This is a genomic window from Arcobacter roscoffensis (assembly GCF_024267655.1).
Lineage (GTDB): Bacteria > Campylobacterota > Campylobacteria > Campylobacterales > Arcobacteraceae > Arcobacter_B > Arcobacter_B roscoffensis.
Map to the genome: position 1 here is coordinate 2,121,812 of NZ_CP100595.1, position 12,022 is coordinate 2,133,833.

At 28.0% G+C, this 12,022-nt stretch carries 15 protein-coding genes; 3 read left to right on the plus strand and 12 right to left on the minus strand.

All coding sequences use genetic code 11. The features are described from left to right. Positions 1-68: 68 nt before the first annotated feature. Genes NJU99_RS10000 through NJU99_RS10010 form a run of 3 tightly spaced genes read right to left on the minus strand, consistent with a single transcriptional unit; the run spans position 69 to position 3,202 of the window. Positions 69-716 (minus strand): hypothetical protein, encoded by a 648-nt coding sequence (locus NJU99_RS10000; protein WP_254575778.1) that lies wholly within the window; start codon positions 714-716, stop codon positions 69-71. A 33-nt stretch (positions 717-749) separates the two neighbouring features. Continuing rightward, positions 750-2,234 (minus strand): diguanylate cyclase, encoded by a 1,485-nt coding sequence (locus NJU99_RS10005; protein WP_254575779.1) that lies wholly within the window; start codon positions 2,232-2,234, stop codon positions 750-752. Between the two features lie 11 nt (positions 2,235-2,245). Next, positions 2,246-3,202, minus strand: a complete 957-nt coding sequence (locus tag NJU99_RS10010; protein ID WP_254575780.1) for a transglycosylase SLT domain-containing protein — start codon at positions 3,200-3,202, stop codon at positions 2,246-2,248. Positions 3,203-3,342: 140 nt separating this feature from the next. On the opposite strand from NJU99_RS10010, the gene NJU99_RS10015 reads away from it, so the two are divergent. Next, positions 3,343-3,624, plus strand: coding sequence for a hypothetical protein (locus tag NJU99_RS10015; RefSeq protein ID WP_254575781.1), 282 nt, complete (start codon positions 3,343-3,345; stop codon positions 3,622-3,624). A 24-nt stretch (positions 3,625-3,648) separates the two neighbouring features. Here NJU99_RS10015 and NJU99_RS10020 read toward each other — a convergent pair whose 3' ends face one another. From NJU99_RS10020 to NJU99_RS10045, 6 genes are all read right to left on the minus strand, one after another. After that, positions 3,649-4,923 carry an NAD(P)/FAD-dependent oxidoreductase gene (locus NJU99_RS10020; RefSeq protein ID WP_254575782.1) on the minus strand — a complete coding sequence of 425 codons (1,275 nt, stop codon included), beginning with the start codon at positions 4,921-4,923 and terminating at the stop codon, positions 3,649-3,651. 13 nt (positions 4,924-4,936) lie between these two features. Further along, on the minus strand, positions 4,937-5,233 hold the full coding sequence (locus NJU99_RS10025; RefSeq protein WP_254575783.1) for a c-type cytochrome: 297 nt from the start codon (positions 5,231-5,233) through the stop codon (positions 4,937-4,939). Positions 5,234-5,322: 89 nt separating this feature from the next. Beyond that, positions 5,323-6,123, minus strand: coding sequence for an ABC transporter permease (locus NJU99_RS10030; RefSeq protein ID WP_254575784.1), 801 nt, complete (start codon positions 6,121-6,123; stop codon positions 5,323-5,325). A gap of 3 nt (positions 6,124-6,126) precedes the next feature. After that, positions 6,127-6,726 (minus strand): 16S rRNA (guanine(966)-N(2))-methyltransferase RsmD, encoded by a 600-nt coding sequence (gene rsmD, locus NJU99_RS10035; protein WP_254575785.1) that lies wholly within the window; start codon positions 6,724-6,726, stop codon positions 6,127-6,129. Positions 6,727-6,746: 20 nt separating this feature from the next. Further along, positions 6,747-8,291, minus strand: a complete 1,545-nt coding sequence (gene rny, locus NJU99_RS10040; protein WP_254575786.1) for a ribonuclease Y — start codon at positions 8,289-8,291, stop codon at positions 6,747-6,749. Between the two features lie 10 nt (positions 8,292-8,301). After that, positions 8,302-8,841 carry a 5-formyltetrahydrofolate cyclo-ligase gene (locus NJU99_RS10045; protein WP_254575787.1) on the minus strand — a complete coding sequence of 180 codons (540 nt, stop codon included), beginning with the start codon at positions 8,839-8,841 and terminating at the stop codon, positions 8,302-8,304. 61 nt (positions 8,842-8,902) lie between these two features. On the opposite strand from NJU99_RS10045, the gene NJU99_RS10050 reads away from it, so the two are divergent. Continuing rightward, complete coding sequence (locus NJU99_RS10050) at positions 8,903-9,460, plus strand: TlpA family protein disulfide reductase (RefSeq protein ID WP_254575788.1); 558 nt, start codon at positions 8,903-8,905, stop codon at positions 9,458-9,460. A 235-nt stretch (positions 9,461-9,695) separates the two neighbouring features. Continuing rightward, the gene (ftsY, locus tag NJU99_RS10055; protein WP_429726355.1) at positions 9,696-10,628 is read left to right on the plus strand and encodes a signal recognition particle-docking protein FtsY; all 933 of its coding nucleotides are present in this window, start codon (positions 9,696-9,698) and stop codon (positions 10,626-10,628) included. Between the two features lie 14 nt (positions 10,629-10,642). On the opposite strand, the gene NJU99_RS10060 is transcribed toward ftsY, so the two are convergent. Genes NJU99_RS10060 through NJU99_RS10070 form a run of 3 tightly spaced genes read right to left on the minus strand, consistent with a single transcriptional unit; the run spans position 10,643 to position 12,017 of the window. Beyond that, entirely contained in the window at positions 10,643-11,206 is a 564-nt protein-coding gene (locus tag NJU99_RS10060) for a YqiA/YcfP family alpha/beta fold hydrolase (protein ID WP_254575789.1), read from the minus strand. After that, a complete protein-coding gene (locus NJU99_RS10065; RefSeq protein ID WP_254575790.1) occupies positions 11,203-11,667 on the minus strand; it encodes an RNase H family protein in 465 nt (154 codons plus the stop codon). Before NJU99_RS10065 ends, NJU99_RS10060 begins: the two co-directional genes overlap by 4 nt. 53 nt (positions 11,668-11,720) lie before the next feature. After that, positions 11,721-12,017: a putative signal transducing protein gene (locus NJU99_RS10070; protein WP_254575791.1), complete on the minus strand. Its 297-nt coding sequence runs from the start codon at positions 12,015-12,017 to the stop codon at positions 11,721-11,723. Positions 12,018-12,022: the final 5 nt, after the last annotated feature.

Below are 12,022 nucleotides of genomic sequence, written 5' to 3' on the forward strand. Positions count from 1 at the left end.
CAATTATTATACTCTTAAATTTCTTTAAAGTTACAATATAGTTACAAAAAATTAGTATTTTATAGTCTTTAATCTTGTTTCATACTTTCAATATGCTTGTAAACAAGGTTGTTTATAGAAGCTTCTAAAAGCTGTAAAAAAGCCCTTTTATTTACAAAAACATCAGAAAGTCTGTAGCTTTTTTGAGATATATTTGTTTCATTTACTAGCTCACCTGTATAAAGTTCTTGACCATTTGTATTTACAACTCTTACTTGCATATAGATTTTCATATATGCATTTCTTGAAAAGAAGTTCTCATCTATTTCATATTTTTTTACATAAAGATTTATTATAGCATCAGAACCAAAGGGTACAAATCTATTTTTATAAAAACTATCCTCACGCATTTTTCTTTTAAATGAAGTTTTAATTTTATCTCCAAGGGAAATATCAAATTTTTCTAAAGCCCTTTGAAAATTTAAACCCTCCGAATTTTTAATATCAGGTCTTACACTACTTCCCACATGAATACCCACATGCTTTGATATGTATCCACCTAAACCTAAATTTAAAGATACAGGTGACTTTACAGTTTGTGCAGGTCTTGCTACTATTATAGTTTCATTTAAAGATATAGATTGAAGCTGTTTATTAAAACTAACTTGATTTTTTGAAGAGCATCCAACAGTAAATAAAACTATAATCCCTAAAAATATATATTTAAAATAATTCAAAAAATCTCCAATACAAAACTTAATTAATAATTCTTATCCAATAACTAAATCTTTACCTAGCTTTTTTGCTTTATAAAGATTTTTATCAACTCTAGCAAATAGACTTGTTATTGTATCATCTGCTCTAAACTCTCCTACACCAACACTTGCAGTAATACTCTTATCTGTAAAATCAAAGTTATATTCTCTTAAGTTCATAGCTATTTTTTTAGCAGTTTGAATAGCATTATCTAGATTGGTCTCAGGTAGTACTATCAAAAACTCTTCACCACCCCAACGTCCAATCATATCTGATTTTCTAACGCTTTCTTGAAGTATATTTGAAAAACTTTTTAAAACAATATCTCCTACTTGATGACCAAAGTTATCATTTAAAAGTTTAAAATCATCTAAGTCTAAAATTAAAATAGAAAAATTATGACCATATCTATTAAATCTACTTAACTCTTGATTTAAAAATTCATCTATTTTTGCTCTATTGTAAAGTCCAGTTAAAGAGTCAGTTGTAGCTAACTTTTCTAACTTTTTATTTGCATCTTTTAACTCTTTTGTTCTTTTCTCTACTTCCCCTTGAAGTTCATGAGTAAAATTAGAAATCCTTTTACCCATAGCATTAAAAGCAACTATAGCTTCACTTATTTCATCATTCCCATGTGTAGTTATTGGTATAAATTTATCATTTTCATACTGTGTCGATGCTTCTTTTAAAGCATTTATCGGTTTTATAATAAAATTTGATAAATATTTTGCCACTAATGATGTAATAATCAATAATGCAATATATAGCAAAAAGATATTTATAATCATATTCTTTAAAGTATCATGATAATAGTCATAAGGTATTAATGCAACTTGACAAAAAGATAGTTTGGGAACTTTATTACATGTAGATGCGATAAATTTTTTACCATCTAAACTTACAATATTGTTTAATTCTAAATCTTTTTTTTCAAAAGAGTAGTATTTATCTTTTGTAATAATCCAGTCTTTTTCTTCTGATTTTAGATAAAGATGATTAATGTTATAAATTTTATCTTCATTTAATTTATTTTGTAAAAAAAGTATTGGATTTGTAATTAGTACTACTTTTGAGTTACTAATACTAAAATCAAAACTATGCTTTATCAATAACTCCGAGATATTATCATTTTTATTTACTGCATTTACTAATATCTTATTATCTTTATAAAAGACCATCGATTTTAAGTAGGGATGAGTTTTAAATATTTCTTTAAATTTTTTTTTAGTTTTAGCAACTCCAACTATAGAAAGCCACTCAGTGTCATCATACGCAAGAGCTATATCACCATCTTTTTCGAGTATTTTTAGCTGTGCTTTATTGTCATTTATAATTAAACTTAATGAATCAATATAAGTTTTATTTACTACTTTTGCTTGTTGTTTCTGGTTCTTAATCAAAACAGAATCAAAATGAACATAATATGCCCAAGATGATAAAATAAATACAAAAGTAAATACAAATATAAAACCAAAAAGAATTTTATGTTTAATCGTCACAATTAGCTACTTTATTTTATTTTTGAAACTAAATCATTATAACTTTCTAGTGTCATACCTGTATAGTACTCTAACTTTTTAGAAAATTCATTTGAAAGTTTATACTCTTTAATAAAGTCATCTACTTTTTTATTTAAAACTTTTGTTTTATGATCCATACCCCAAGCCAAAAATGTTTTGTTGATTTTTACAGGAAAATAAGGTCTAATATTTTCACTATAATAACTATTTGAGAAAAGTCTAAAAATAATTCCTAAACTATCATTTATACTAGCATCTATTGTTTTATTAGCTAAATAGTGATAAATAAGCTTACCATCATACTTTTCGTTTACAGGAAAAACATAAAGATTTACCTTGTCATTTCTAACTTCATATTTTTCTTTAGGTTTTATTGTATCTTTGTCTTTTTGAACATAAACCATGTTATAAGGTATATTTCTTCTTTCAAGTTCTTTTTTAAATACATCTAAAAATGCCATACTTTCATAAAGTAATATTTTCTTACCAATTAAATCATAATAATTTTTTATAGGTTTATTAATATCTCCAAAGAAAAGTTCTATATTTTCTATATAAGGACTCATATATATTAATTTTTCTCTTTTGGGAGTTACTGTAAATGCCTCGGTTACTATATCAACCTTATCATAAATATCAGGTGTGTCATATTTTTCAGTTTTTAAAAGAATTTCACCATCTTTTTTCCAAAAATCTGAAAATGAATCAACAGTATGAATCTCTAGTTTTAAATTATTTTTTTGAGCAAAAGCTAAAGCCATTTCATGTAAAAAGCCTGGATAGTCTTTACTCTTAGAGTTATAAGCCAAAGATGAAATATCTCTAGTTGCAATTTTTAAAACACCTGATTCTTTAATTTCACTCCATGATCTTGCAAAAGTTGGTGAAACATAAAATGTATGCAGTAATAAAACTGCTATTATAAATTTGTACTTTAAAGTAAGCATATATTTTCCTATAAAATTGATAAAATATTATTTAATTGATTTTAACGCTAAGTACATTAAAATATTATAAATTCATTATATCAAAGAATTTAACATATTTTATACATTTCCGTATGTTAAAATAAACAAAAAGTAAAATCATGAAAAAACAAATAATTAACATATATATGATATTTCTTATTATATTATCTTCTACTTCTTGGGCAAATAATTATAAAGAGATTAGTTCATCAATAGTTACAGGTCAATACTTATCTTGCAAAAGTTTAAGAGCTGAAATTGAAAAAACTCAGAAGTTTATTGATAATTTAAAAAATAATAAAACTGAAAATGTATCACTTGCAAAAAGAATGCAATTAAATAATGAAGAAAAAAAACTAAGAGATTTAAAAGATATAGAAATAAGCAAGAATTGTTACTAAAAAGAGATTTCTCTCTTTTTAGTTTTATCTAAATACGTCTGCCATTTGGTTTTGATACCAAGCCACAGCATATTCTGCTTCTAAATTTCTAAAAGACATAGGAGCATTCATAGGACTTAATCCACCAGCACCTGCAACTTTTACGATTTTATCTTCATGTGCTTCATATACAGCAGCTACAGAGATACCATATTTTGGAGCAATTAAACTATAACAAGTATTAGCTAATTTTGGAGGATTAACTACTGCTTGTTTTCTTAAAAGTCTTGAAATTTGCAATGCAGCAATTTTACCTTGTGAATTTGCAGAGAATCCAGATTTTGGCATTTTTGTAGCAATTGAAGCATCACCAATAACATGTACATTTTTTACAAGTCTTGATTCAAAAGTTTTAGTATTTACAGGACACCAATCACCTTGCGTTAATCCAGAATCAAAGGCTAACTGACCTGCTTTTTGAGATGGAATATAATTTAAAACATCAGCTTTAACTACTTCATCTTCTGTAGTTAATTCAAGAGTTTTTGGATTTACTTCTAAAACCTTACCTCCAAACTCAGCACTTCTCCATTCAATCATATCACCATAAAGTTTTTCCCAACCTTCTTGGAATAATCCTTGTTTAGAGAACTTGTTTTTTTGATCTAAGATAATAATCTTAGAGTTTGGTTTATGAGTTTTTAAATAGTGAGCTACTAGTGAGATTCGCTCATAAGGCCCAGGAGGACATCTAAATGGATTTGGTGGTGCTACCATCACATAAGTTCCACCATCTTTCATACCTTCAAGTTGTTCTCTTAAAAGTGAAGTTTGAGGTCCAGCTTTATATGCATGAGGAGCATACATTTCAGAACCTTCTACATAACCTTTGTCATATTTGAAATCAATTCCAGGAGATACAACAGCTCTATGATATGGAATTACATCTCCATTTTCTAAGATTACACTATTTGTAGCTCCATCAACTTTTTTAACTTTTGCATGAATAACTTTAACTTTATATTTACTCTCTAAAGTTTTATAATCATGTTTAATATACTCTATGTCATTTAAACCTGCTATTACAGTATTTCCAAATGGACAAGTATAATACTCTTTATTTTGCTCAATCAAAATAACTTCTGTTTCAGGGCTAAATTTTTTAAGATACTTTGCAGTAGTTGCACCACCAAAACCACCACCTACAATAACAACTCTTTTTTTATCTTTAGGTAAAGATACACTTGTAAGACTACTACAAGCAGTAAAAGAAAGAGCAATAGAACCAACAAGTAATTTGTTAAAATTTCTTCTATTCATCATCTCTTATCCTTTATCTCTTAACTTTTGAAAAATAGTAAGCTATTTGTTCTAACTCAGCGTCAGTGAAACCTTTTGCATGTTTTTGCATCATTGTTCCTTCTTTCCTATCATACTTATAATCAAGTAAAGTTTGATACATACTAGCCTTTCCCATTCCAGCTATATATGGAGTAATCATTTCTGACTTCCCATCTGTACCATGACATGATGCACATGATAGTGACAACATTTTCCCTTGAAGTTCATCATACTCTACACCAAATGACAAACTATAAAGAGACACAAGAATAACTGCTATCCTTTTCATCTTAACCCCTTTGTGCTTTTAGATTTGTTGAGTTCTTCACTCAACATTTAAATTATAAAATATAAACATAACAAAAACATAGCATTTTTTTATGTTTTCTGAATTTCTTTTTGATTTGCTTTTGATTGAAGATAATCTGATATTTGCATCAGACAAAATGTTATGATAAAAATCATAAGTCCAGGAAAGAAACTAACCCACCAAGCAATGTCTATAACAGCCTTTCCATCACTAAGAAGTGATCCCCATGACATATCAGGAGGATTTATTCCAAGTCCTAAAAAAGAAAGTCCTGATTCAGCTAATATAGACCCACCTACTCCAAATGTAAATGAAATCAAAAAGATAGGTGCTAATAATGGCGCAAAGTATTTAAAAATAATCTTAAATGTAGAAACATTTGATAGTTTTAAGATTTTTATAAAAGGTCTGTTACTTATAGCAAAGCTTTCACTTCTAATTAGTCTTGCCATACCCATCCAACCAGTAATTGATATTACGATGATTAAAATAAGTGCTGATGCTTGAATGTAAGAAACAAGTGCTAAAAGCAAAAAGAAAGTTGGGAATGTTAGAAATAAATCAATTATTATAGTAATAGATTTATCAATATTACCCTTAAAATAGCCGGCATTAATACCGATAAAAAGTCCTATTATTGAAGAAATAGCTGCAGCTAGAAATCCAATAATTAGTGAAGTTTGTCCACCTTCTAAAATTCTTGCTAAAACATCTCGTCCAAGTCTATCTGTACCAAACAGATGTTCTAAAGATGGTGCTTGAAGGATTTTGTCAGGGTTTAATTCATAAGGAGATACGCTATAAATAAAAGGCAATAAAAATACTAATAAAATCGTAGTAATTAGTAAATATAAAGCCCATTTAAACATATCTTAGTTCTCATCCTTATATGTGTAATATGAAAGTGAACTTTTACCAAACTTTTTAGTTTTATCTAAACTAAATTTACCTAAAATTTCTGGCATTTCAAGTGTTGATACATGTTCAATTATTACAATATAAATATTGTCATTTTCAATCTCTTCTATCATTTTAAAAGATTTGTTATAAATCTCTTCCATTCCCTCTCTATAATCAAATGGAGGATCAACATATAAGACAATCTCATCTTCTGAGTTTTTTAAACTATTTAAAATAGTTGGCGTTTGAACAAAAGTGTCACCTTGCATAGTTTGACATGAGTTCATATCAAGTGATTTACAGTTTCTCACTAAAATATTGTAAGAGTTTCTATCTAACTCTACAAAATATGATCTTCTTGCATCCCTACTTAAAGCCTCTAAACCAATAGAGCCAGAACCCGCAAAAGATTCAACAAAAATCTTATCAATTATATCAAATTGTAATACATTAAATAATGACTCTTTTAGTCTTGCCTTTGAACTTCTAGTAATTTCTAAAGAAGGTAGTTCTAAAACCTTCCCTTTGTATTTTCCTGCAATAATTTTAGTCGTTGGTTTATTCTTTTTCATATTCTTCTTTATCTTTAAATTTATCTAGCGTATGATTCAGCTCTTAGTTCTCTAATAACATTTACTTTAATCTCACCTGGATATTGAACTTTTTCTTCAATCTCTTGGGCAATTTCAGTAGCTAAGATAACTGCTTCATCATCATTTACAAGCTCGGCTTGAACAATAACTCTAACTTCTCTACCTGCATTAATTGCATATGCATTTAATACACCTGTTTTTGATGTAGAAATTTTTTCAACCTCTTCAACTCTTTTTAGGAAGCTTTCAAGTACTTCTCTTCTAGCACCTGGTCTTGCGGCACTTAGAGCATCAGCTGCACAAACTGCTGCACTTTCTACGTTTATAGGCTCTTCATGTCCATGGTGAGCATAAATTCCATTGATTACAGTAGCACATTCATCATATCTTCTACAAATTTCAGCCCCTAAATGCACATGTGAACCTGGCATTTCATGAGTTAATGCTTTTCCAATATCATGTAAAAGGCCTGCACGTCTTGCTAAAATAGCATCTCCACCCATTTGAGCAGCTAATAATCCTGAAAGATGAGCAACTTCTAAAGTATGAGCAAGTGCATTTTGACCATAAGAAGCTCTATATCTTAGTTTTCCAACAAGTTTTACAAGCTCTGGATGCATAGATTTAATTCCTAATTCAAGAATTACATCTTCACCCTCTTTATGAATATTTCTATCAAACTCTACTTTTACATTTTTGTAAACTTCTTCAATTCTTGCAGGTTGGATTCTTCCATCTTCTAATAACTCTTTAATAGTCTTTGTAGCAACTGCTCTTCTATAAAGATTAAAAGAAGAAATAGTAATAGTATTAGGAGTATCATCAATAATAATATCCACACCCATTAACATCTCAAGGGCTTTAATATTTCTTCCTTCTTTACCAATAATCTTACCCTTAGTTTCTTCATCATTTATAGGAATATTATTAATAAGTCTCTCAGCTGCAAATTCACCTGCATACCTTGTAACAGCATGTGATAACATATTGTTAATCTCATTTTTACAATTTTGCTCGGCTAACTTATATTTTTTTCTAAAAATTGAAGCGATTTTACCTCTTGAATCTTCTCTAACTTTTTTAATCATTAAGTCAGTAGCTTCATCTTCTGTAAGACCTGAAGCATTTTCTAAAATCTTAATAGCTTCTGCTGTTTTTTCTTCATAAGTTTTCTTTTGCTTTTTAAGTCCCTCTTTTAAAGTACTTAATTTGTTGTTTTTATCAACAATCTGAGACTTCTCTTCTTTTATTGCATTTAACTCTTTTTCTAAATGCTCATTTAACTCTTTTTCTTTTTTCTCAATTTTTGCAAGCATAGAATCATAATCTCTCCTTGCATTTTTAAACTCTCTATCACAGTCAGTTTTAGCTTTTAACTGTGCTTCTTTTAAAGCAACTTCCGCCTCATGTTCAATAACTTTTGCTTTTGCTTTTGCTTGTTCTATGAAAACTTGAAGTTTAGCTTTATCAATTTTTCTTACTACAAAAATACTAATTGCAGAACTTAAAAGTGCTACAACTCCCCCTACGATAATATATTCCATTTTTTAAACCTTAACTAGTAATTATATAATCTGCTTGAATATCGTGTTTTTCTGAAAGTATTTCATCGCTTTTACAAAGTGTTAATTGAGTAAAGACTAGAATAGGTTTATAACCAAGTCTGTCAAAAAATCTATCATACATACCTTTACCAAAACCAATACGTTTACCTATAATATCAACCCCAACAATAGGAATTATAGCCATATCAATTTTTTGTGCTTTATAAAAAGAATTATTTGGCTCTTTTATTCCAAACTTTTTCCTATGTAACGGTAATCTATACTTAACAATTTTAAAACTATCTTCATACATAAAAGGAACATAAATATTTTTGTTTTTATTTTTTCTTAATTTATTTATTAAAGGTTTTGTATCAACCTCTGTTCCTAAAGGTATATACAATAATATATTTTTTGCTTTACTCTTATCTATTAAGTTTTCTAACTTTTTAATAATTATTTTGTCTTTATAAAACTTTGAAAAACGACTCGAAAACTCTAATTTTTTTATACACGATTTCCTAAAATCACTTTTGTGATTTACATTCATATTTAAGCCTCACTTGGGTAGAATTCTAACCCAACAAATAATTTTACCCAAAGGAATTAAAATGCAGTTTAAAACCTTGGCATTTTTGTCTATTTTATCTATTTTATTCTTTACTGGATGTAGTTCTGAAGATAAAAAAACAACAGATGTTACACAAGAAGAAACAGTAATTAAAAAGTCAAATGAGATAAGTTTAACTACAATAGATAATAAAACTATAACAATAATAAATGATGATAATAAGTATAAAATAAAAGAGTATCCTAATAAAATTGTACTATTAAACTTCTTTGCAACATGGTGTCCTCCTTGTAAAGCAGAAATTCCAAATTTAATAACTTTACAAGAAAAATATCAAGGGGATTTTAAAGTAATCTCTGTTTTACTTGAAAAAAACAAATCAAATGAAGAAATAGTAGAGTTTTCAAATAAGTTCAATATAAATTATGATGTAACAAATACAGAAGATAATTTTAAACTAGCAGATAAAATTGGTCCTATAAAATCAATCCCAACAATGTTTATGTTAGATAAAAATGGTGATGTTTTTCAAAAGTACATAGGTATTGTTCCTGTTGAAATGATGGAATTAGATATAAATAGATTATTAAAAAAGTAGAAGGTAATTAATGTTTAGTTTTTTTAAAAAAAAGAAAAAAGAAGAACCTAAAAAAGAAGAAGAACAACAGCTTCCAGAAGTTCAAGAAGAGATAAAAGAGCAAGAAGTTCCTGTACAAGAAGAGTCTAAGATAGAAGAAATATCTGTACAAGAAGAAATTAAAGAAGAAACAATCAAAGAAGAGCTTATTGTAAAAGAAGAACCTAAAAATGAAGTAATTCAAGAAGAGGCAAAAATACAAGAAGTTCAAGAAGAAGTAAAAAAAGAAGAGCCTAAAAATGAAGAGAAAAAAGGTTTCTTCTCAAGAGCTTTAGAAAAAACCTTTGGAAATATTAAATCTGTTATACCTCAAAAACAAGAAAAAATCGCTTTTGAAGACATCGAAGAGATGCTAATTGAAGCAGATATGGAATATGAAATTATTGAAAAAGCAATGGATGGTTTACCAGAAGAAATCACAAGAAAGCAGTTAAGACATAGATTAGTAATGTTATTTGAACATGCCCCTGATGTTGACTTATCAAACCTACCAAAACCTTTTGTAAGATTAATCATAGGTGTAAATGGTGCAGGTAAAACTACAACTATTGCAAAACTTGCTAATAAATCTAAGAAAGAAGGTAAATCAGTAATTTTAGGTGCTGGAGATACATTTAGAGCAGCAGCAATTGAGCAACTTTCAACTTGGGCAGATAAATTAGATGTGCCAATTATTAAAACAAAACAAGGTCATGATGCAAGTGCAGTAGCTTATGATACTATATCTTCAGCAACTGCTAGAGATATTGATAATGTAATTATTGATACAGCAGGAAGATTACAAACACAAACAAACCTAAATAATGAGCTTAAAAAAATAGTAAAAGTTTGTAATAAAGCATATGAGGGAGCACCTCATCAAAAACTTATGATTTTAGATGGTACACAAGGTAATACAGCAATTGCACAAGCAAAAGCCTTCAATGAAATCGTTGGAGTTGATGGTATTATCGTTACAAAACTTGATGGAACTGCAAAAGGTGGAGCATTATTCTCTATCTCTAATCAACTTGAATTACCTATCTTCTTTGTTGGAGTTGGTGAGAAACAAGATGACTTAATAGAATTTAGTCCAGATGCTTTTGTAGATAGCTTATTAGATGAAATCTACACACCTGAAGATAATTAAAGAGAATTCTCTCTTTAATTATTAAAAAAACTATCTATTTTTCTAAAATATCTCTCTATTCCTTCAAAAGAGTGACTCCCACCCTCTTCTATTTCAAGATTTGTTTCTTCTAGCTTTTCCACTGCTTCTTCATAATCTAATACTTCATCCTCAGCTTGTAATAAAGTCATAAAATTATTTGGATTTTTTAATTCATAAACATCATAGTTTTCTAAAGATGAAATATGTTCATGTGTAAACTCAAAGCTACTACTATCATAATAATTTTGTACCATTTCCACTTCTTCATATCTATTTAAGGTATCCATTGGATTTACAGCTGGATTTATAAGAACTGCTTTTAAATCATATTTATTAGCTAAATAAATTGAGTAAAAACCTCCTAAAGAAGAGCCAATTAGACTTACTTTTTCACCTTTTCTTAAAAAAGCTTCTATTATTTGTTCTAAAGTATTAATAGCTAAATTTGGAATATTTGATAAACTTGGTGTGATTATCTCATCTTCAAAATACTCTACAAACTTTTGAGCTTTAGCACCATAACCACTACTTGCAAATCCATGTATATATATAATCATTCATTTTCTCCTTTTATAAACTCTCTTAATGTATTTCGTGAAGCTTTATCTACTAAATTAAAAGCTTTATCTATTTCATCTTTCAAACTACTTTTTTTATGACCTTTTACTTTTATAAACTCTATTTCATATTTATCTAATAAAAAATAAAACTCTTTATATAAAAGCTCATTTTTAACTATTTTATTTGTTGATGTTCTAAAGTTGTTTTTTTCAAGTTTTTCTCTTCTATTTAATAGGCTTAAAATATTTTGGCAATCTGTATATACTTGAATTTTTTCTTCTATATTCATATCTTTTAAAGCCCATAATAAAACTTCTAATTCAAGTTTTGTAGAAGATGTATTTTCAAACTTTTTTGTTTTTATATTTTGATTTTGAATATTTTCATCTAAAATAAAATAAGCCCCAAATCCTATTTTCATTTGTGGATTTACACTACCATCGCAAAAAAGTTTCAAGAGTTTAGCCTTTGTATTTAAAATTGAGGGATTTTATCATAGTTTTTTATTTATTAAACTTTTGATTCTCCACAATTCCAACAAACACTAAATTGTCCTTCATGAACCTCCCCACAATTTTTACATGACCAAGATGATAAATTTTCAGTTTCTACTTCTATAATAGCTTTTGCTTTTTCTAGATCTTCTTCTTTCACTAAAATAAATACACCAATTGTAGCTTGCAAGTGAGGATGCATACCTCCTGCATCATCTTTGTCGATAATAGCTTCAATATTTTCATCACTTAAGTGAGTAACTAAAATTTGTGCTTCCATTTCACTATAAACTTTTTTTAGTTCTACAAACATATGTA